The following is a 22,137-nucleotide window of genomic DNA, read 5'->3' as shown; positions in this document are numbered from 1 at the left end:
TTATGATACAACTCCTTTATTATTTTGGTAGTTTTCGTATTTAGGAATTTCCTGTTCATATAAATCGTCGCCGTAAGAATCATAAGCCACCAATAGAGGGAAATCTTCCACTTCAAGCCTTCTGATAGCCTCAGGACCCAAGTCCTCGTAAGCTACCAGTTCCACATCCGTGATCCTCCTGCTCAATATGGTAGAAAGGCCGCCGATCGCCGCAAATGAAATCGCTTTAAATTCTTTGCATGCTTCTTTAACCATTTCCCTTCTTGGTCCTTTTCCGATAGTCCCTTTAACTCCATATTCATACATGGCAGGTGCATAAGGGTCCATTCTGTAAGCAGTTGTCGGAGCTACAGGACCAATGATCTGGCCTGGTTTTGGCGGGCACGGACCGGCATAAAAAATGATCTCTCCCTTTAAATTAACCGGAAGGGGCTTATTGGCTTCCAGCAGTTCAACCATCCTTTTATGTGCGGCATCCCTAGCCATATAAATCGTACCGGTTAACAGGACACTGTCGCCAATCCTCAACATTTCGATGTCTTCATCTGTCAGCGGAGTCTTAAGCCTATATTCAGCCATTATTATTCCTCCTCTTTAAACAATTGCTGTTTTCTTCCTGGCAGCATGGCATTGAATATTTACGGCCACCGGAAGCGCAGTGATATGGCATGCATATGTTTCAATCGGCACCCATAATGCTGTGCTTGTTCCGCCTAACCCTTGTGGCCCGATACCTGTGTTATTGATTTCTTCGAGAAGCTCAGCCTCCAGCTCGGCAATATGCGGATCCGGGTGATGTACACCAATTTCCCGAAGAACGGCATGCTTTGCGAGGTTGGTAACCTTATCAAAGCTTCCGCCGATTCCCACTCCAACTACTACAGGCGGACATGCTTTTCCACCTGCATTTTTGATTGTCTGAAGAACAAAATCCTTAACCCCTTTTGCCCCTTCACCCGGCAGCAAAAACTTCATGGCACTCATATTTTCGCTGCCGCCTCCTTTTGGAAGAACGGTTATTTTAACTTGGTCTCCCGGAACGATATCTGTATGTACGACTGCAGGTGTATTATCATTTGTGTTAACACGCAACAATGGATCCCCAACAACCGATTTTCTTAAAAATCCGTCCCGGTATCCTACTCTTACTCCTTCCTGCACACAGTCCAGGAAGTTCCCTCCCGTTACATGGACATCCTGGCCGATTTCAATAAAAACAACCGCCATCCCCGTATCATGGCAATATGGCATATGATTGACCTTTGCTTCCTCTGCATTGACCAGCAGCTGCTGAAGGATTGATTTGCCGATTGGCGATGCCTCTGTCCTTTCAGCTTCTTTAAACCCTGCTAATACATCCTCTGGCAAGTAGTAACATGCCTCCCAGCAAAGTTTTGCAACCGCTTCCGTAATTTCCTTTGCCTGTACGATCCGCAAATTCATCTCTCCCCTTTTTGTTCGATGATTTGTATAATATTCGCAAGATCCTCCCGGGTATGGTCGGCTAATTTTCTGGATGCTTGTTCCGGGTCTCTTTTTTTTATCGCTTCAAAAATCTCTTTATGCCCCTTTAAAATCGTTTCTCCACGATTAGGGCCCTCAATATTAATGACTCTGAAAAAATGCGTTAAAGACTGTAAATCATCAACCAGCTTTTTCAATCTTGAATTTCCGCTGCAAATAATAATGTACTGGTGGAATTTTGCATTGCAGGCGACTAGCCCTTCCTTATCACCCTGTTTTATTGCAGTCTCCGTTTCTTGTAATATCTTTTCGAGATCCGATACCTGCTCTTCTGTGATTCTCTCAGCTGACAACGCTACTGCTGCAGACTCCAGTGCAATACGGCATTCATAAATTTCCTTAACATCTAATATTGAAGGTTCATAAACAATAATTTGGGACTTTTCATCCGTGACAAGCAATCCTTCATTAATAAGTGCCCTTATTGCTTCTCTTACCGGACTCCGGCTAATCGAAAGTTCCTTAGCGATTTGGGCCTCGATAATTCGTTCACCAGGTTTGTATAAACCATTCCAGATTCTCGTTTTTAAGGTTTGCTGAAGTTGTTCATAATACGGCACAGCCTTCTGCAACTGATTCTGTTCCAGCTCCATTTCACCTCAATTCTTTTGTTCGAAATTATGTCGGCTGTCGACAGGTTATAAATTAATAGTAGTCTAAGTTTTCAGTTTTTTCAATTCTTTTTTCATCTTCAATAATTTTTTAATCAAAGAACTCAGCGGTGAAACAGGAGTTTCTCCATCAGGTCCATTTCTTTTAAGGTCATAAATCTCCGTTCCTCATCATTGCTAATAACGGGCTTTTTGAATGTTGAAGCTCCACCTTCGCTTTCTCACTAATTGATTCTGCTGATTTTTGCATTTCTTTAATTGCTTGTTTTTCATCGACAGTTGTAATGTTCCTATTAGCCATAATAAATTTTCCGTCAATCATTACAGATTCAATTTCACTTCCGTTTGCAGAGTATACCAGGTTTGGAACGATGTTACGTATAGGAGAAGTAATAATAGGTGCCATGCTTGGCACTTCCAAATTCATAATTAAAAGGTCTGCTTTCTTTCCTGCCGCCAGAGATCCAATTTCATGCTCCAGCCCAATCGCCCTTGCAGACTCAATGGTTGCCAGCCTTAGCGCCTTCGTAGCCGTAAATGTTGCCGGATTTCTCGTTTTGACTTTATTGAGGATTGAAACAAATTTCATTTCATTAAACATATTATTGCAATTGTTTCCAGGAGCCTGGTCTGAGCCGAGGGCAGCCGTGCCATTTGCTTCTAAAAATTCAAGTAATGGAGGAACGATTCCATCAATGATCCCAATGCTGCCTGCACAGTTAATCATCGAGGCTCCATGTTTCGCCACAAGTGCTGTTTCTTCCTTTGTTGCCTCTGTAAGATGAACGGCAAGCAATCTATTACTTAGATACCCGATTTCTTCAAGAAAAGGAATAGAGCGTTTTCCATATCGTTTTTCCATTTGCATTATTTCACGATCACCCTGGGCGACATGCATATGAAGTTTTGTATCATACTTCTCAGCAAGAGCCTTTATCTCGAGCAATAATTCTAGCCTCATCATATCCGGGCCATGCGGTCCGAACATGCATGTAATCCGACCGTTTTCTGCTTCGTGCCACATGTTTAGCAGCCGGATATTATTATGCAGTTTTCTTTCTCCAATGGATGAATAAAAAGGATAAAGCTCACCAACAGGTATGTCCCCAATATTATCAGGAATTTCATTAATTAATTCAGCGACCCTTGCCCTTGCACCGATTCTGGCATAATTAGTGACGATATCATTCATGTTGGCATCATAGTCGCAAAATGTTGTCGTGCCTGCTTTGATGCCTTCAATAATATTGACCATGGAACCGGCAAGGCTGTCAGCAGGGGATACAAACTTGGTAAACGGCCATAAACCTTCCTGCATCCAGTTCATCATATCCTGGGCTACACCTCTGACGATTGCCAATCCTGTATGTATGTGGGCGTCTATGAGGCCAGGCATAACCAATTTATTTTTCGCATTAATACATTCATCAGCAGAGAATTTTGCCATCACTTCCCGGGTTGTCCCTACAGCTGCGATTTTATTGCCTTTGATGGCCACCGCTCCATCCTCAATCATCCCTACTCCAGGCCCTTCCATCGACAACACAAATGCATGAGAAATAATAATATCCGCCTTCACGCTGTTTCCCCATTTCAAAATAAAAATGATTTCGTTTTCCGGGATTTATTATCTGTAAACATTAATTATAGGCGGGAAAATTCTCCCGCCTTGCATGAATTAGACAGGCTCACGCTTCAAAAATGCTGTCATACAGTGAATCGCTCCCCAGCCATTCATAATTTCATCCATTTCTGCTTCAATTACTTCAATCCCATGTGACTCCAGTAAGGTTTTAGTATATGGATTGCCGGATGGCATGACTAATTTTCCAGGTTCCAGAACTACAAAGTTCATGCCCATACCCTGTTTTAATTCATTGATATCCGTAAATTCTATCAGTTCGATACCCCAATCCAGTAACTGTTTGGCACAGTTATAGGTAACATGCCAAGGAAAAATTAATAGCTTATTTTGATCAACCATGTTCATATATCCATCCAAGTGGATGGATCCAAATGGTATTTGTGTCCTGATAATATTTTTTACGCCTATATTTCTTAGTTCTCCTTCAACCTGCTGTGCTCCCGACTCGTTTGTCCTGCTTCCTGTACCAATTATCACAGTTTCCCGATTAATCCACATGGCACTTGCCCCTTCAAAGTATCCATCTCCATTTATCGTTTTGATAATTGGCACACCAAGTGAGGCAAGAGTTTTCGCAACGGCCTTTTCTTCTCCGCGCCTTGCAGGGATTGCGGGACGGCAAACGATGGCTCCTTCCGGGGTCATGAACATTAGGTCACGCATAAACATTGCATTGGGCCTGTCAGTCCGCTGTCCTTCAACATAATGCACCTGAACACCATGCTGTTTGTATATATCTGCAAGTGCATCTTGCTGGGCCCTTGCCTTTACTGGCTGAATAGGAGCACGAAACCGGAATTCTGCAAAGTTTTCCTTTGTAATTCCTTCAATTTCCTGACCCGGACGATGCATTAAAACCGCTTTAAGCTTTCCTATTTCCGAATCGCAATACCAGTCTCCCCATAACTGCTGCATTTCTTCAAAAAAACTGGACTCAGAAGGAAACCACCTTTCCCCTTGTACCTTCAGTTGCTGAATCATTAACTATCCTCCTTAATGGTTAAGTACTTTCGATAAGAAATCCTGTGCCCGCGGTGATACCGGATTGGTAAAGAAGGTTTTCGGCGGGGCAACTTCGATGATGCTTCCATCAGCCATAAAAACAATCTGGTCACACATTTCCTTCGCAAATCCCATTTCATGGGTTACTACCATCATCGTCATTCCTGACTTGGCCAGCTTTCGGATTGCATCAAGTACTTCTTTGATCATTTCCGGGTCCAGTGCGGACGTGGGTTCATCGAATAACATCACCTTTGGATCCATCGCAAGCGCCCTGGCAATTGCAACCCGCTGCTGCTGTCCACCGGAGAGCTTCGAAGGGTACGAATGGAACTTATCCTCCAGGCCCAATGAAGAAAGCAGTTCTCTTCCCCTTTCTATCGCTTCAGCTTTATCAGTTTTTTTTACATTTATTGAAGCAATTGTCACGTTTTCAAGAGCGGTTAAAAAGGGGTACAAATTAAAGGATTGAAAGACGAAGCCGATTTCGGTTCGGATTTTATTGATATTCGTTTTTTTATCATGTACGGAAACCCCATCCACAATGATTTCTCCGCTGTCGATATCCTCAAGCGCATTTACAGCACGAATGAGAGTACTCTTTCCTGCACCGCTCGGTCCGATAATTGCGGACACATTTGATTGAGGGATTTCAAGATTTATATTGTTCAGAACCTTTAAGTCTCCAAAACTCTTTTTGACTCCTTTTATCCTTATCATATTTCAGCACCTCGTTTGGTTCTATAGCTATTATTACGAAGAAATTATTCACGCAGCTTAAATTTCCGTTCAAATATCCGAATGATCTGGGAGAGGGTAAAGGTGATAATAAAGTATAAAATCGCTACTGCAGTCCAGACTTCCAATGAACGAAACGAAGTTACGATAAGGTTCTTGGCCACTAGTGTCAAATCTGTTACCGAAATAACAGATACAAGGGATGAATCCTTGATCAAAATAATGAATTGCGATGCTAATGGCGGAAGCATTTTTCTAAATGCCTGCGGCAGGATGATCAGGCGCATTGCCTGGAAATATGTCATGCCTGAAGAACGGGCAGCTTCCATTTGACCTCTTGGGATTGATTCAATTCCTGCACGGATAATTTCAGCTACAAAGGCTCCTGAAAACGCCGCTAAACCCAGTACTGCTGACCAATATGGTCCGAGCTGCAGGAACTTTCCTAAAACAAAGAAGATCCAAAAAAGCAGGACGAGGAGCGGAACCCCTCTGATGAATTCTATATAAGCTGTTGCTAATAATGATAAGATTTTGTTCTTGGAAATCCTGCAAAGGCCCAGGATTACACCAACAGGGATACTAATGATTAATGCCAGGGCTGATATTTGAAGTGTCAGCAGGACTCCGTCCAGCAAAAGACCGATATTTTGCGGAATAACACTCCAGTCGGCTTGATACATGGGTTTTCCTCCAATAGCACCGATTATTTTTTCGTTTCTACCTTGTCAAGCCAATCAGCATTTTCAAACCATTTTTCACGAGATTCCAACTCTTTCGGACTTCCAATATATGATTCTAGGAATGAATTAATCCATTGGATAGACCGCAAGTCGTCTTTACGCACAGCAATGCCCAGGTTCTCTGATGAAATCAGGTCATATACTCCCCGGACGCTATCAGGGTTCATCAATTCATATGTGCGGACACCTGGTTCATCATATATAATCCCGTCAGCCTGGCCTTGAATCATCGCCATTGAAGCGGTTGGAAAGTCTTCAAAATCAAGCACCTGAGCATTTTTATAAAGTTGTTTTGCGAGTAAAGCACCGGTGGTACCCAGCGAAACGGCTATCTTCTTCCCTTTCTTATCGAGGTCCTGCCAGGATTTTGTTGCAGTATCCTTTTTTGGAAGCATCATCACCTGTCCAGTTTTAAAGTATGGATTTGCAAAAGAGACAGAAAGTGCCCGGTCACCCCTTATAGTCATTCCTGCAACGACCATGTCAATTTCCCCGGTTTGAAGTGCTGGAATTAGTCCATCGAAGCCAAATTGCTTAAATTCAATATCGACCTTTAACGATTCGGCAATCGCGTTAGCGGTATCGATATCATAACCAATAAAATTACCATTCAAATCCTTCATTTCGAATGGAAAATACCCGGGAGCAGTACCGACGATAAGTTTTTTCTTCTTCAGAACGCTATCAATTGTAGAAGGATCGCTTCCTGCTTTCTGCACTTCAGAATCATTGCTGCACCCGGATACTACCAATGTAAAAAGAAGCAACAATACAAAGATCAGCCTTTTCCTCATTTTCATTCCCCTTTTTTTATATAGATTAATAAATTGGATCCCTTTTTAAGAAAGCTGTCATACAATGCATAGCTCCCCAGCCGTTCAATATTTCACTCATATCTGCTTCAATAACTGCAACACCGGCTTCCTCCAGCTTGTGTTTCATTTCAGGACACCCTGATGGCATGACAACCTTCCCCGGCTCAAGGGCAACGAAATTTATGCAGGCATTGATTTTAATTTCATCAAGATTGGTAGCTTCAATAATTGTAAAATCACGTTCCAGCAGAAATTTTACTACCTCATATGGAACCTGCCATGGGAATATGGCAGCTGTTTTCCGGTCAGCAAAATTAATCAGTCCATCGAGATGGGCATGGCCATAAGGAATCTCAAAATGAACAATGTGTTTGACGCCGATATTTCTCAGCTCGGATTCAACTTGGGCAGCACCTGAGCGATTTGCCCGTGCGCCTGTTCCGAGAATCACTGTTTCGCGATCAACCCACATTGCGCACGCTCCGTCAAACCATCCATCCCCATTAATCGTCTTAATGATAGGCACACCCAACTTAGCTAAAGCAGCGGCCGCAAAACGCTCCTCTCCCCTTCGTGCCGATATGCCATTTCGGCATACGATCGCCCCCTCAGGTGTCATTAATACTTGGTCTCGTACAAATAGTGCATTTGGCCTATCTGTCCGCTGCGTCTCTACATAATTCACCTGGACACCATGTGCACGGTAAATATTTGTCAATAGGTCATGCTGCTCACGAGCCTTGTCGGTATTCATCGGTGATTTCCAGCGAAAAGTTGAATAATTTAATTGTGTTACTTGTTCAATTTCTTCCCCTGGCCTTCGCATCAGAACAGCCCGCAATTTCCCTACCTCTGAATCACAATACCAGTCTCCCCAGACTTCCTGAATCTCTTTTGAAAAGCTTATTTCTGATGGAAACCAGCGTTCCCCTTGTACAGTAACTTTCGCCACAGATGGCCCCTCCCCCTCATACCTTCTACTGAAAAATCAAACATTTTTCAAATCTATTTACAAACATAACTATGACAAGCAGTCCACTTTCATTATCGAATTTTAATAAAAATTAATATAAAATTGATGAAACCGCTAGCATTTTAAAGAATAAAAAAGATTCCTCTTATACGTTTTCTAAGAGGAATCTTTTCAGCTAGTATGTTAGCTTTCGAGGAACTTTTAAATATTTATACTCTATTTCAGCCCCTCTTCCGAATAATTTTTTCATTTGTTATTAATAAAATGTTTTTATTTGGTACTGAATACATTTGTATGTCTAAACAAACTCCTCGTTTTTAAACCTGAATTTAAGGTCTATTTCAAAGAAATTCATTTCCGCTTAAATCGCCTCCCTTGTTTTCTTAACCCAAAATACGCCAGTTGAAAACGATAGAATATTGACCGTTAGGTTGATTGCTGCTACATCATTAGTCTGACTTCACTTTCCGGCAAACTTTTGCTGTATTGTTTGCTCGGCATTTTGAAGGAGCTGGTATGCGATATACGAAACCAAAAAGATGAAAATCGCGATAGATATATTCCATAAAAGGTTATCGATTAGATGATTCAATCCCAAGCTTTCTCTTGCAATCGTTACTAAATTGATGAAAAATACATGAATCACATATATTCCTAATGACCTGCCTCCTATTTTTGTGATTAGCCATCCCTTGCCAAGATGCACACATTTCATGACCAAGAGAAATAGCGCCGTTGTCAGGAAAATAGTCGAGATAAAATATTCACCGTGGCTGCCTTCGAGTATTTTATCTATAAGGTAACTCTCCCCCAGTTGTAAAAACGAAAAAGCAATCAGCAGTAATAAAATGATTTTCAAGGATAACTGACTAACTTTTTGAATACCAATTGCAAACATGAAGCCCAGTGTGGTGTAAAAAAGACCAAAAAACAAAGCATCCCGTGTCGTTTCTACTTCCAGCTGATAAAACACTGAATATGACTGGCCGAAGACCCCGATAATATTTAATGTCAGGCTCGATACGAACAGGAAATGAATTATCTTTAATCTATAAAACGTAAAAATGGCTAAAACGCTCCACATTAAAGCAGGCAGAAACCATAATTGATAACCACTGGTTCCCCTTCCGTAATACACTAAATTCAGTAATGTAAATTCCTCCCGGTATTTATTCCATTCCGCCTGAAAATGTCCATCAAAATACATCATGAGAATATCGTAAAGGAAATAGAATAAAAACCAATAAATATAGAGCTTCAGAATTTTCATCATATATTTTGATAAATACTGTTGTTGGCGGCTGCTATTCTGAATCTTACTGCCGAATAAATAGCCTGAAGCAGCAAAGAAAAACGGAACCGCGAACCTTGATAAGTTATCTAAACTAAAATAACCGATTTCATGATCTGCTGGAAATGTATGAATAACAACCACCGCAAATATTGCAAAAAATTTAACCAAGTCAATCGCATAGTTTCTCTCCATTATGTCCACCTGCATTCTGCTAGTATTTCCTTTATCATTATTGACCAAAAACTATTCGGTTATTGGCGATAGAATCATAAAAGTCCAGGTTCATGAATATCCTGCTTTCTCATGAAAAAGCATTTAGCGTGTATTTCATTCAGTCCGGCGAGTAAAGGACCATATTTGGCGATTAAAGCTTTGACTTTAGCGAGTAATTTATAGGTTCGCCGAGTAAATTGAAACATTCCTTCTCTGCAAGCTAATCCAGCTGTCAATTAACAGGTCCAACCATAAAGAAAGGCCAGCCAGAAATATTCCGGCTGACCTGTTCCAATATCAATATTCATTGTGGCTGAATTCAAAGTTTCAATGGTTTGTCGTCCAAAGAAAAAAGCTTGCAGCAAGGAGTAGGATCGTAGGAGAAGCAAGCGAGGAGCGGAAATGGCTCCCCTTTATAAGTTATTTGTTTTCCCGGCATTATTTTATCTTCAATGGATATGAAAAAAACAAGCGAAAAAGGCGAGCTTGGTAACGATGACATAAGCACATAATGAGAAGAAGAAATTCCTGAACAAATCGTTTAGGAATTGTTAATATGAAATTAGAAGCCCATTGGAATTTGTCCAGGGAATTGCTGGGCAAGCAGTGCTCGGTAATGATATGCTCTTGCCTTATGCTCGCTTTCTTTTTCACCATAACTGAAATATGCCCTCGGATCCTCTGCACAAGCCTCTTTCAATCTCTTAAATTCCTCTGAACATCCTAAATGGTACAAAAACTGATTGTATAGCTCTTGGTATCCCATTGTTTATCCTCCTCCAGATTTGCTAAGCTAACAAGATCAATGTATGAATGAATCATATATCAACTGCCTGGCAAATCATGAGAAAAGAAAACTCACTGGTCAGCGCTGGAGTTAGACATCTATACTTCTAAAAGTTACTTATCTAGCACATAAAAAATCGTGGCAGTTTTATATATAAGCTTATTCACTTTTAGCTGTGTAAGCTTTGGGATCATTATTTTTAATAAAAAAAGAGGTGATCAAAGCAAAAATACTTCCGATGAAACCAAATAGAAATAAATGGTGTATACCTTCCATAAAATCTGCACCGCCTGCTAATAACGCTCCCATGATGGTTACTCCGACAGCTGTGCCCATGTTGCGGCAAAACATGAAGAACGAAGTGGAAATACCTTTTTCATGAGCTCCCACCAGCTGCTGGCTGCCAATTACTCCAACAGTCGATAATAAACCGTACGCCAATCCTTGGATTGCCATGATGAAAAATACATACCAATAGCTGTGATTTTCATTCAGCATCCACAGTAAAAGCCCTGATATAAATAATAAAGCATTTCCTATCATCAGCAATTTCCGATAGCCGTATTGTAAGATCCATTTACCGGCAGGAACAGCAGCAGCCATCCATCCTGCAGACATACCAAGCAGGACGACACCGCTCAGGAAAACAGATAGCCCTGATATATCCTGCAGAAACAGCGGAATAAAGCTGGAAGTGCCGAATAAGGCAGCTGTCCCTATAAATCCATTAATATTAATCCAGGAAATCGTTTTATTTTGAAACATGCTAAGCGGTACGATTGGTGACTCTTGTTTTCTTTCATAAAAAAAGAAGACAGCTATTAATATTAATCCAAGGAAGCTGTATAAAAGCTGATTCTCTTTTACAACGGTTACTAAGAGAAGGAATGTGATGCCCGCTCCAAAAAGAATTGCCCCGATATAGTCTACACTTGACCTTTTTGGCTGATAATCTTCCTTATAAGGCATGAGTGTCAGTAAAGCAATCACACAAACAGGCAAATTAATAAAGAAGATCCATCTCCATGTCATATACTCAACGAAAAATGCTCCCAGCATCGGGGCAATAATGGCTGAAATTCCCCACATTGCGGAAAACAAAGCCTGTATCTTACCTCTCTTCTCAATCGGGAAAAGGTCTCCGGCGATAATCGCAGGAAACGGCATCATGAACCCGGCCCCAATTCCCTGTATGGCGCGGAAAATGACCAATTGAACCATACTTCCTGAAATTCCGCATAAAAGTGACCCGATCAAAAATAGTATAATTCCTGATGCAAAAACTCTTTTTCTGCCGAAAATGTCAGACAATCTGCCAGCCACTGGCGAAAGAATGGTAGTCGTAATCATATAGGATGCAAACGACCAGGCGTACAAGTCGAATCTCCCCAGTTCATCTGCGATAATCGGCATCGTTGTATTCATAATCGTCGTGTCAATTGATGCAACCAACATTGCAAGCACTATGCTTATCATTACTGAAGTTCTGCTTTTCATATGAGTATCCCCTTTTTCTATCTGAACAGGTATTATACCATAAAATGTCCAATAAATGGCACTTCATTGCTTAGTCTCACTTTAACCCGGAAATCAGAATTTCTTGATGTTAGTATTTACTTCTGGCTAAAATCACGCTCTTGTTTTACTTCTATTAAATCGGATATGTATAATAATATGGCTCAAGTATATAAAAAAGGATGGTAAAAATGAGTAAAATTATTATTGTTGGCGCAGGAATACTTGGGGCTTCGACGGCTTACCAGCTAACTAAAAGGGGCGCAGAGGTAGTCATCGTTGACAGGAAAGACAAGGGGCAGGCCACCGACGCAGCTGCGGGAATAGTTTGCCCATGGCTTTCTCAGCGCCGAAACAAAGCATGGTATCAGCTGGCCAAATCCGGAGCACGGTTTTACCCCGGCTTAATTGAAGAGCTAAAAGAGGATGGAGAAACTGCTACTGGCTACGCAAAAGTAGGGGCCATTAGTATACATAAAGATTCCGATAAGCTTACGAAAATGGAAGAACGCGCTTCACTGCGAAAGCAAGATGCGCCGGAAATCGGCGCAGTCAGCAGGCTTTCCCCGGGTGAGACAAATTCGCTGTTCCCCCCGCTCACCGACAGCTATTCTTCTGTCCATATCAGCGGTGCTGCCCGGGTCGATGGCAGAGCTCTCCGTGATTCGCTATTGCGCGCTGCCCAGAAAAACGGTGCCGTGCTAATTCAAGCTGATGCCTCCCTTCTCTTTGAAGAAAATACAGTAACTGGCGTCAAAGCAGGAGATCAATTATTTATGGCAGAAACTGTGATTGTCTGCGCTGGTGCCTGGGCAAATGAGCTATTATTACCCTTAAGCCTTCAATTTAATATAAGCTACCAAAAAGCACAAATAGTCCATCTCGAACTTCCAGATGCCAAAACAGATACCTGGCCCGTTGTTATTCCTCCCCATGACCAATATCTCCTTGCCTTCGAGAATGAACGAATCGTCGTCGGGGCCACTCACGAAAATGATTTTGAAGGATATGATACACGGATAACAGCCGGCGGCTTACAGGAAGTCATCAATAAAGCTATAGAGGTGGCTCCTGGTTTGGCCTCTGGAACCTTTAAGGAGGCAAGAGTCGGGTTCCGTCCCTTCACTCCCGGATTCCTCCCTGTCATTGGTGCACTGCCCGGCTGGAATGGGATTTTAGTTGCCAATGGTTTAGGGGCGTCCGGCCTGACGATGGGCCCCTATATCGGTTCACAGCTCGCAAAGCTTGCCCTAGGTCAGCAATTGGAAATTGATTTAAATAACTATGATGTTAGAGGAGCACTGGAGGATTGAATCTCCCAGTGCATTTTTTCATTATCTGGCTAACAGCGGTTTCGCTATTGAATACAACTTTCGCTTCATAAGGCTGCAAGTTTTGCCTAATTTTCCTTATCAAACACTGAACTTTATTCCATCATTATTAATAAAATTCGAATATCTTTATAAGAATAATTTTCATAGAACTTTCACCCTTAAAAATGTAAGCGTTTTTAATTAATCAGAATTAAAAAAGTTATTTACATATTCAGAAAACTTATGTTAGTATAACAAAATCAACTAAGACCAGATCATAGGTTTTTGAAAGAAGGGTGCAGGAGATATGAATAAAAAATACGTTGTCGACCGAATGTATAAAGCTTCTACAGGGATAGCAAATGCTGTTCTGGTTACATTGGGAATTGGACTGCTGTTTGAAACATTCGGTAAATTTTTGGGCTGGGAAGCTTTTATTGAAATCGGGTCTGCAGCAAAGGTTCTGCTTGCTCCGGCAATAGGAGCAGGAATTGCTTATCAATTAGGCGGTAATACGCTAGTTATTTATAGTGCGATGGCTTCCGCTGCCGTAGGCGGAAATGCGATTAATCAAACGGCTGAAGGCTTGTTCACCATTGTCCCCGGCCAGCCGGTCAGTGCTGTTCTTGCTGCTGCCATTGCTACTTATGTAGGAAAAAGGCTAACTGGAAAAACAAAGCTGGACATGTTTGCGATTCCAGCTGCTGCCACACTTGTTGGCGGTGTTGCCGGTGTGGGATTGGCTGCTGTTACAACGCCTATGCTGCAATGGCTTAGCGGAGAAATCACTGCTTCCGTTCAGGGTTCGCCAATCATTGCGTCAATGGTCATTTCATTAGTTTGGAGCATTTTGCTTATGACTCCCGCTTCATCTGCAGCCCTGGCAATAGCCCTGCAAATGGATCCGGTCTCAAGCGCAGCTGCTCTAATTGGATGCACAGTACAATTCGTAGGTTTCACTGCAATGAGCCTTCGCCAGAATGACCTTGGCGGATTCCTGGCTCAATGCTTCATTACACCAAAGGTACAGTTCCCAAATCTAATAAAAAATCCAAGACTAGTAATACCGCCATTTGTCGCAGCAGTCATCTGTGCCCCAATTGCTACAATTGGATTTGACTTCCAGGTTTCCTATGAGCTTGCAGGGCTGGGGCTGAATTCATTAATTGCTCCACTTAATATCTTAGCGACACAAGGCATTTCAGGATTCTTAATTTATATCGCTGTTGGAGTCATCTTGCCGATTGCTATCACTCTTGGATTATACATGCTTATTAAACTGGCAGGCTGGGCTAAGACAGGCGATTTGCATATGAAGGTCCAATAAGATTATTTTCTATCAGTTATATTTCGATCGCATACTATTAAATTCAATTATTAGTCTGAATCAGAAAGAGCACAGCCGTCAGCGGATGTGCTCTTTTTGATCAAACTGGAATCAATTGTTCTTCAAACCAATTAATTTTCTCTCTCATTGTCACTACTTTACCCACAAGGATTATTGCCGGGTGCGAAATTCTCTCATTTTTCGCTATCTCTTCGATAGTTTTCAAATTGCCTGTTACTGTCTTTTGGCTGCTTGTAGTGCCCCATTGAATGATGGCAACTGGGGTATTCGGTAATTTTCCGTTTTCAATCAGCTTCCTGCAAATATATGGCAAATTGCCAACTCCCATATAAAAAGCGATTGTGTCAATGCCTTTTGCCAACGAATCCCAATTCAAATGATCAGTCTCTTTTTGGGCCCTGCCATGCGCCGTTACAATTGCAAAAGAGGAGGCATGGTCACGGTGGGTAACGGGAATCCCTGCATATGCTGGTGCAGCAACTCCTGCAGTTATTCCAGGGACAATTTCAAATTCAATCCCCTGTTCCCTTAAGATTTCCGCTTCTTCTCCACCCCTTCCAAAAACAAACGGATCGCCTCCTTTTAACCTTGTGACAATCTTCCCCTCCAGGGCCTTATCTATCAGGAGCTGATTGATTTGTTCCTGGATCAGAGCATGCTTCCCGGGAAGTTTACCGCAAAAGATCAGCTCTGCCCCTGCTTTGGCGTGCTGCAATAATTCCGAATTGACAAGGCGATCATATGTAATTACATCCGCCTTTTGAATACATTCCATTCCGTAAACTGTAATGAGCTTCGGGTCACCTGGTCCCGCTCCAACAAGGTATACTTTTCCTTTTTGCAAGGCGATACCCCCTTTATCTCGAAATTGATTCTTGCTTCTCTTTCCACTCTATACATTTTGCAATCCAGTTCGTTACTAGAGCCGGACAAGATGGAAAATAAAGATGAGTATACCCTGCAATTAAATTGTGCTTCGTATACCCTTCTTTTTTGTTTCCCCGCATCCCTTTCGTTTCATATGCAAAAGGACTTTCTTCCGATGCTTCGTACTTCGAGTAGTGGAATTCATGCCCTTTCGCCACTTCCCCATCCATTAGCAAATAATTTTCTTGTTGTCCTTTAATCGTACGGTATCCAAGAGCTGCCAGCCTGGACTGCATTTTAACACGACCTGGTATGATGCCAATCATCGAATAATTCTCGTTTTCGGTAGTCGATATCGATTCTGTTAAGTACATATAGCCGCCGCATTCAGCAAGTGTTGGCAATCCTTTAAGGATTGCCTCCTTGATAGACTGATTAACCTCTTGCTGGTCAGCAAGTTCAGCCGCATACTCTTCAGGAAATCCTCCGCCTAAATATAGACCTTGTATATCATTCGGGAGCACTTCTCCATGCAATGGTGAGAAAAATACAAGTTCGCCTCCATATGATTGTAAAAGCTCCAGATTTTCTTGATAATAAAAATTAAATGCTTGATCCTTCGCAATTGCCAATCTCACCTTTGTCCCTTGTGCTTCAGGAAAGATCGATTTGGAAGGCTTGTTTAAGGACGCTGCTTCGGACAGTTTAAGTAATAAGTCCAAATCTACTGTTTCCTCCAGCAAAGAACCCAGCCTGTCAAAAAATCCGTTCAGTTCCCCTCTTTCGATGGAGGGAATTAATCCTAAGTGCCGTTCAGGGATTTCAATATCCTGTTCCCGTTTTAAGTATCCGATCACGGGGATTCCGCATTCTTGTTCAATTGCCGTTTTTACAATTTTATAATGCCCTTCGCTTCCAACACGGTTTGCAATAACGCCGACGATATTAGGAGCAGCTGAAAAAACCTGAAACCCCTTCACAATGGCTGCAGCACTTCTGGCCATGCTCGAACAATTTACAATCAGAATGACAGGGCTTTTGGTAATGACGCTAATATCAGCGGTTGTACCGATGTTGGATGCAGGATCCTTTCCATCAAAGAAGCCCATAACCCCTTCGATTACCGATATGTCTGCAGTGCTGCTGCCCCTATGAAAGATTTCAAGGACGGAATCAGTGTCAGCCATCCAGCTGTCCAAATTTCTTGAAGGCCGCCCGGTAACTGCAGTGTGATAAGAAGGATCAATATAATCCGGGCCGCATTTAAAACCCTGAACAGAAAGTCCCCTTTGTTTAAGTGCAGACATAATGGCCAGAGTTACCGTCGTTTTGCCGACGCCGCTCCCTGTTCCGGCAATCACGATTCTGCGGTCTGTCATTTTGCATTCCTCCCATGAGGGATCAGGGCAACTGCAATGGTAACATTGCCTGATTTTTTCTTTGGCAGCAGCGGCTGCTTTGCCCCGCTGGCCAATATGGCAGCAGGTTGGCTGACACCATATGCCCCAGTATATTTATATACCGTTTCCGAAGGATTCTCAATGTCAACCCCGTTCAACTCGGAAGGCTCATAAAAGGAAAAATCCCAGCCATATTTATTTATTAAAAAAAGCAAGCCTTCTTCATCCTTCTTTAAAGCGATGGTTGCTATGCCTTTCACACTTTTGATAGAATACTGTAATTCCGCCAGCGTTTCCTCTATTACTTCTTCAATCTCATCTGCAGACGTTCCCCGGTTGCAGCCAATTCCCAAAATGATATTTTTGGGGCGGAACAAAACCCCATTTCGCAATATGGCGCCCTCTTCCTTTGTTAAAATTCGATGGGTAACGACCAGGGCGGCATCAGGTTCTGCGGCAATTGCTTTTTCAATCGTATCATAGATTTTAATATTTTCAGGCAAAGGGGCATCATAAATCCACCATTCTGTTTCACCTGATTCCTGGACAATTGCTATATGCTCTTCATTAACAACCGATGCACTCACAGGCGTCAGCTTTTCTGGCGAATCCCACTTCCAGCCAAAGCGCTGGCCAAACAGGTCAACGGGAATAGTTTTCTGGACGTCTGAAGCAGTGGTGATAATCGGCGTAGCACCAAGGGAAGCGGCCACTTCCCTCGCAAGCTCGTTGGCCCCGCCTAAATGGCCGGAAAGGACCGATATCGCAAATTCACCTTTATCGTCAATGACAACGATCCCGGGGTCCGTTTTCTTATCCTTTAATAATGGAGCAATCATCCGCACAACCGCACCAAGGGAAATAATAATAATAATACCTTTATATAACGGGAATAGTGACGGAAAGAGGTGGCGGACACTGCCTTCGAACAGCTGAATGCCTTTTTCTTTTTCGTCCCCTTTTTCAAACTTACTCATATAATAAGGATCGACCACCTGAAATGCTTTTTGCAGCTTACGGGCTATTTCCACACCATGTTTTGTTATGGCAACAACTGCATAAGCATTCTTCTGGTGTATAGGCTGGAGCTGATCCTCCATGAGCGAAATGATCAACTCGTCACCCCCTTGCGAAACCCATGCGTGAATGCCTTATCGTACAGTTTTGAACGATACTCCTTTTCGTGAATTGTTGCATCAAGAGCCCAGCCCGCCAGTATCATCGCTTGTTTTCTGATCCCGTTTCTTTTCATATCCTCATCAAGATTTTGAAGTGTGGAATGGACGATCTTCTCATCAGGCCATGAGGCTTTATATACAACAGCAACAGGCGTTTCGGGGCTCCAATTTGCTTCAATCAGTTCTTTGACAACTTTTTTGGTTAGCGTCGCACTTAAAAAAAGCGCGATTGTGCAATGATGCGAAGCTAAGGCTTTGAGTTTTTCGCGCTCTGGTACAGGCGTCCTGCCCTCGGCGCGGGTTAATATGACGGTCTGGGTCAAATCTGGAATGGTCAGCTCTGCCCCAACTGCAGCAGCTGACGCAAAAACTGAGCTTACCCCCGGCACTATTTCCACTTCTACATTGGCGGCTTTTAGCAGTGAGATTTGCTCCATGATTGCCCCATAAACCGCCGGGTCTCCTGTATGGACCCGCACAACCTTTTTGCCCTCTTTTACCCTGTCGACCATCAGGCTGACCATTTCTTCCAAATGCATTCCCGCTGTTTTAATAATCTCCGCTGATGGTTTTCCTTCGTTCATTAATTCTTCATTCACCAATGAATCAGCGTATAAAATCACATCTGCTTCCTGAATCAGCTTCAATCCTCTTACTGTAATTAAGTCGGGTGCGCCAGGCCCCGCCCCTATGATATATAACTTCATTTCCGCACCACCATCAGCGATAAATATTCTAATTCGACACCTTCCAGCTCATCCATGCTCCAAATGACTTCCTCATCTGAGGTGACCTTTGTCACGACCGAGGCTTTCCCCATAAGCTTGCAATCCGATAATACTTTTAACATTGTAGGCAATGCTTTAGCTACTTTAATAAAAACGATACAGTCATTTTCGAGGATTACTTGTTTCATCGCCTCATAATCATTGCGGGCTGGAATGATGGCGACATGATCATCCCCTTCAGCAAGCGGGATGCCCAGTCTAGCTGCTGCACCGTTGATGGAAGAAATTCCTGGTATCACCTTGATCGGTGCCTCAGGGTATCGTTCTTTAATTAGGTTCATCATATGTATAAACGTGCTAAACAGCATCGGGTCACCTTCCGTCACAAAAGCGACATCCTTACCGTCATTAAGCTGCTCCCATACCTTATCTACGGTTGCATTCCATTCCCTTTCCAGTATTCTGGGCTCCTTCGTCATTGGAAATACCAGTCCAAGCATCGTCTTTTCCTCAGGACTTACATATAAATCTATTATTTTATGGGCATAGCTTTTGCTGCCCTTCGATTTCTTCGGATAAGCAATTACATCGGACTCTCTTAAAATCCTAAACGCTTTGATAGTGACTAATTCAGGATCCCCAGGGCCAACCCCGACTCCATATAATGTTCCTACCAACTTAATTCACCTGCCTGTTTGAATTTCCTGCAGTATTGTTTACGGCCTAATTCACAATGCAGAAGTTTACTAACCAAGTTCTTAAGGCCTGTAGTCTATGTTTTACTCAAAAAATGACATCTTTACCCGGCAATTACCGGGCAAACGTACATACCATTCCGAAATACATTCGGCTCTTAAACTCTCAATATTATTTGCCATGAATCTTGCAGGGTTACTAGGAAAAGTTGCAAGTTTAAACGGGATTTTTATTTTACTCACCAAAATCACCTATTAACTTGGTGAAATTTACTAGTTTAATGGCGAAATTATATATTTCACTCATGAAAAGTGCTGGTTTATTCACCAAACTCATATTTGTCTCGCATAAAGTGCTCGTATACTCGCAAATTAACACACTTATTATCCAAAAGTTGTGTTTTACTTGCCAAAACCACTAGTTTACTTGCCAAACAAAATGAATCCTGCTATTCTGCTAATTTTTTTCTTGCTCGTATAATATAAATCGGATTCAGGGCGTCAAAACGCGTTAGATTTAAGATTGGTTTGCTTTTTGAAATTTGCGCCAGGGTAATGCTTGTGTCAAAGCCCCTTTTTTTGAAGCCTTCCACAGATTGGCCCAGGCTTTCAATTGTTACTGCATTCAAGACGATATTGCCATTTTTCTTGAGCCGGCTGCAGCATTGGTCTAGAATATCCTCCATATTTCCCGCTGTTCCACCGATAAAAATCGCATCCGGATCCGGGAAATCTTCCAGTCCTTGCGGGGCCTTTGCATGTTTTACAGTAATATCCGCCCGGAATTTCCTCATATTTTGATAGCAGTTTTCCAAGTCTTTTTCGTTCTTTTCGACTGCAAATACCTGTCCCTCGCTGGCGATTCTTGCTGCTTCGATCGCAACTGATCCTGTACATGTTCCAATATCCCAAACGACGCTGTTCTTTTTTAATTGAAGTGCAATAATGCTTAATGACCGCACATCTTTTTTCGTAATCAGACCCTTGTCAGGTTTTCGCTGATGGAATTCCTCATCCTCTATCCCTAATGGCCATACCGGTCCTTCCTGCACTTTTTTCAAAATGACAACATTTAGAGGATGAAATTCAGCATCAGCCATTTCGGCAAGCTCATGCCAGCCCGACCGCTCTGTTTCATCGCCCAGATTTTCAGCTACAAAAGCCCGATATTCTGTCATACCGTATTCTAAAAGATAGTTTGCGATTTTAGCCGGTGAGTTGCTTTCATCCGTCAAAATTGCAACCTTCTTCTTGCCATCTATCCTCTGGGCCAGTCCAGCCATGCTTCTCCCATGCACACTTACAAAATCAGCATCCTGCCAGGGCTCTCCCATTTTTGCGAAGGCGAGCTGGATCGAGCTTATATTTGGTAAAATCCTGATTGGCAGTTTGTTGGATAAATAACTGCCTATCCCAAAAAATAACGGATCTCCGGAAGCCAGAATAACAGTATTTCTGGTCTCTTTTTGAAGCTTCCGGGCAAGTGAGCTTATATTGCCTTTGATGGCAATCTTTTCACCCTGATAATCAGGAAAGTAAGATAGCTGCCGTTGACCTCCAATCAGCACTTCACTCTCTTCAATCCAGGATAGATATAATGGAAAAAGGCTTGCAGGCCCATTTGTACCTATTCCAATCATTTTTATCTTATTGCTCATATAAACTCGCACTTCCTAACTTCTCGCCTTTTAATGTGTAAAGACTGGTATCGATTTGAACATCTCCGCCTGCTTCTTTTACGGCATGGCGGCAGCAGTATTCACACAGCTTTACGAAATACTCTTTAAAGCCATGCTCCCACATTATGTCGCCAACCTGCGAGGCTGTATTGGCTCCTTTTATTTCATCAATCAGTTCACCTGTCACCCCTGTTTCTTCAGCAATCCGGGCTAGAAAATTAAAATCAATTGGTGCGCTCTTTGAATGCACCATCATGACTCCTTGAGCCACTTTTGAAAATTTCCCCATCATCCCGACCATGGAAATCTTTTTGATTCCAAGCCGTTTACATTGCTTTAATGTAAAACCGACAAAGTCACCCATCTCAATAAAGGCTTCCTCCGGGAGCCCGGGCAGCTGCTCTATCGCAAATTTCTCGCTTCTGCCGCCTGTTGTAATCGCCACATGGTCGCATCCGCTCGCGATCGCTACGTTAATGGCCTGGATAATGCTGGCTTTATAGGCTGCTGAAGAAAAGGGGACCACAATCCCGCGGGTTCCCAAAATAGAGATGCCGCCAAGGATTCCGAGCCGTCCATTAAGGGTTTTCTTGGCCATTTCTTCTCCGTTTGGAACTGAAATGACTACCTTGACACCTCTGTTTATCTGAAAACTGTCAAGCACTTCTGTAACAATCGAGAGAAGCATTTTACGGGGAACTGGATTGATTGCTGCTTCTCCAACTGGGACAGGCAGCCCCGGCTTGGTAACCCTGCCAACGCCTTTGCCTCCATCAAGGATTATATCGGTTCCTTCTGTCCAAGATACTGTAGATAAAATCATCGCTCCATGGGTAACATCAGGATCATCCCCGGCATCTTTAATTACACCTGAAGTCACAAAACCATTTTCCATATTGCAATGTTCTATCGCAAATGTTGCATAGCGTTTTGCCGGGAGATAGATAGTCGCCTCTGTCTGCTCCTCTCCTGTGATAAGAAGAGTTAACGCAGCTTTTGTGGCTGCAGTTGCACATGCTCCAGTTGTGAAGCCCTCCCGCATTATTTTCTGCTTTGTTTCCTCCATCGT

The 22,137-nt window shown here is 42.6% G+C and carries 21 protein-coding genes; 2 read left to right on the top strand and 19 right to left on the bottom strand.

Annotated features, from left to right (window positions below; translation table 11 throughout):
- From D0469_RS18440 to D0469_RS18385, 12 genes are all read right to left on the bottom strand, one after another.
- On the bottom strand, positions 1-579 hold the full coding sequence (locus tag D0469_RS18440; protein ID WP_117328196.1) for a FumA C-terminus/TtdB family hydratase beta subunit: 579 nt from the start codon (positions 577-579) through the stop codon (positions 1-3).
- 15 nt (positions 580-594) lie between these two features.
- Positions 595-1,443 (bottom strand): fumarate hydratase, encoded by an 849-nt coding sequence (locus D0469_RS18435; RefSeq protein ID WP_117328195.1) that lies wholly within the window; start codon positions 1,441-1,443, stop codon positions 595-597.
- The gene (locus D0469_RS18430; protein ID WP_117328194.1) at positions 1,440-2,117 is read right to left on the bottom strand and encodes a GntR family transcriptional regulator; all 678 of its coding nucleotides are present in this window, start codon (positions 2,115-2,117) and stop codon (positions 1,440-1,442) included. The genes D0469_RS18435 and D0469_RS18430 overlap by 4 nt, the downstream gene beginning before the upstream one ends.
- Positions 2,118-2,286: 169 nt before the next feature.
- Positions 2,287-3,714: an amidohydrolase family protein gene (locus D0469_RS18425; RefSeq protein ID WP_117328193.1), complete on the bottom strand. Its 1,428-nt coding sequence runs from the start codon at positions 3,712-3,714 to the stop codon at positions 2,287-2,289.
- A gap of 99 nt (positions 3,715-3,813) precedes the next feature.
- A complete protein-coding gene (locus tag D0469_RS18420; protein WP_233523115.1) occupies positions 3,814-4,761 on the bottom strand; it encodes a dimethylarginine dimethylaminohydrolase family protein in 948 nt (315 codons plus the stop codon).
- Positions 4,762-4,773: 12 nt separating this feature from the next.
- Positions 4,774-5,502 (bottom strand): amino acid ABC transporter ATP-binding protein, encoded by a 729-nt coding sequence (locus tag D0469_RS18415; RefSeq protein WP_117328192.1) that lies wholly within the window; start codon positions 5,500-5,502, stop codon positions 4,774-4,776.
- Positions 5,503-5,546: 44 nt separating this feature from the next.
- Complete coding sequence (locus tag D0469_RS18410) at positions 5,547-6,203, bottom strand: amino acid ABC transporter permease (RefSeq protein WP_117328191.1); 657 nt, start codon at positions 6,201-6,203, stop codon at positions 5,547-5,549.
- Between the two features lie 23 nt (positions 6,204-6,226).
- Positions 6,227-7,057, bottom strand: coding sequence for a transporter substrate-binding domain-containing protein (locus tag D0469_RS18405; protein WP_117328190.1), 831 nt, complete (start codon positions 7,055-7,057; stop codon positions 6,227-6,229).
- A gap of 25 nt (positions 7,058-7,082) precedes the next feature.
- Positions 7,083-8,030: a dimethylarginine dimethylaminohydrolase family protein gene (locus tag D0469_RS18400; protein ID WP_117328189.1), complete on the bottom strand. Its 948-nt coding sequence runs from the start codon at positions 8,028-8,030 to the stop codon at positions 7,083-7,085.
- 481 nt (positions 8,031-8,511) lie between these two features.
- On the bottom strand, positions 8,512-9,537 hold the full coding sequence (locus tag D0469_RS18395; RefSeq protein ID WP_158553577.1) for an acyltransferase: 1,026 nt from the start codon (positions 9,535-9,537) through the stop codon (positions 8,512-8,514).
- Between the two features lie 583 nt (positions 9,538-10,120).
- Positions 10,121-10,324, bottom strand: coding sequence for a hypothetical protein (locus D0469_RS18390; protein ID WP_117328187.1), 204 nt, complete (start codon positions 10,322-10,324; stop codon positions 10,121-10,123).
- Positions 10,325-10,504: 180 nt separating this feature from the next.
- Positions 10,505-11,842 carry an MDR family MFS transporter gene (locus D0469_RS18385; protein ID WP_117328186.1) on the bottom strand — a complete coding sequence of 446 codons (1,338 nt, stop codon included), beginning with the start codon at positions 11,840-11,842 and terminating at the stop codon, positions 10,505-10,507.
- A gap of 209 nt (positions 11,843-12,051) precedes the next feature.
- On the opposite strand from D0469_RS18385, the gene D0469_RS18380 reads away from it, so the two are divergent.
- Together D0469_RS18380 and D0469_RS18375 are read left to right on the top strand one after the other, a co-directional pair.
- On the top strand, positions 12,052-13,173 hold the full coding sequence (locus D0469_RS18380) for an NAD(P)/FAD-dependent oxidoreductase (protein ID WP_117328185.1): 1,122 nt from the start codon (positions 12,052-12,054) through the stop codon (positions 13,171-13,173).
- A 307-nt stretch (positions 13,174-13,480) separates the two neighbouring features.
- Positions 13,481-14,500: a PTS transporter subunit IIC gene (locus D0469_RS18375; RefSeq protein ID WP_117328184.1), complete on the top strand. Its 1,020-nt coding sequence runs from the start codon at positions 13,481-13,483 to the stop codon at positions 14,498-14,500.
- Positions 14,501-14,600: 100 nt separating this feature from the next.
- On the opposite strand, the gene cobA is transcribed toward D0469_RS18375, so the two are convergent.
- The 7 genes from cobA to D0469_RS18340 form a co-directional block, all read right to left on the bottom strand.
- Positions 14,601-15,365 carry a uroporphyrinogen-III C-methyltransferase gene (gene cobA / locus D0469_RS18370; protein WP_117328183.1) on the bottom strand — a complete coding sequence of 255 codons (765 nt, stop codon included), beginning with the start codon at positions 15,363-15,365 and terminating at the stop codon, positions 14,601-14,603.
- 13 nt (positions 15,366-15,378) lie between these two features.
- Positions 15,379-16,767 (bottom strand): cobyrinate a,c-diamide synthase, encoded by a 1,389-nt coding sequence (locus D0469_RS18365; RefSeq protein ID WP_117328182.1) that lies wholly within the window; start codon positions 16,765-16,767, stop codon positions 15,379-15,381.
- Positions 16,764-17,888, bottom strand: a complete 1,125-nt coding sequence (locus D0469_RS18360; RefSeq protein ID WP_117328227.1) for a cobalt-precorrin 5A hydrolase — start codon at positions 17,886-17,888, stop codon at positions 16,764-16,766. The genes D0469_RS18365 and D0469_RS18360 overlap by 4 nt, the downstream gene beginning before the upstream one ends.
- An 11-nt stretch (positions 17,889-17,899) precedes the next feature.
- Positions 17,900-18,673, bottom strand: a complete 774-nt coding sequence (gene cobM / locus D0469_RS18355; RefSeq protein ID WP_117328181.1) for a precorrin-4 C(11)-methyltransferase — start codon at positions 18,671-18,673, stop codon at positions 17,900-17,902.
- Positions 18,670-19,371 carry a precorrin-2 C(20)-methyltransferase gene (gene cobI / locus D0469_RS18350; protein ID WP_117328180.1) on the bottom strand — a complete coding sequence of 234 codons (702 nt, stop codon included), beginning with the start codon at positions 19,369-19,371 and terminating at the stop codon, positions 18,670-18,672. Before cobI ends, cobM begins: the two co-directional genes overlap by 4 nt.
- Before the next feature lie 467 nt (positions 19,372-19,838).
- Positions 19,839-21,047, bottom strand: coding sequence for a precorrin-6y C5,15-methyltransferase (decarboxylating) subunit CbiE (gene cbiE / locus D0469_RS18345; RefSeq protein WP_117328179.1), 1,209 nt, complete (start codon positions 21,045-21,047; stop codon positions 19,839-19,841).
- Positions 21,037-22,134 (bottom strand): cobalt-precorrin-5B (C(1))-methyltransferase, encoded by a 1,098-nt coding sequence (locus D0469_RS18340; protein ID WP_117328178.1) that lies wholly within the window; start codon positions 22,132-22,134, stop codon positions 21,037-21,039. The genes cbiE and D0469_RS18340 overlap by 11 nt, the downstream gene beginning before the upstream one ends.
- Between the last annotated feature and the right edge of the window lie 3 nt (positions 22,135-22,137).

It is taken from the genome of Peribacillus saganii (genome assembly GCF_003429095.1).
Classification (GTDB): Bacteria; Bacillota; Bacilli; order Bacillales; family DSM-1321; genus Peribacillus; species Peribacillus saganii.
Note: the sequence above shows the minus strand (reverse complement) of the source record. Positions and strands in the feature narration are given on the sequence as shown.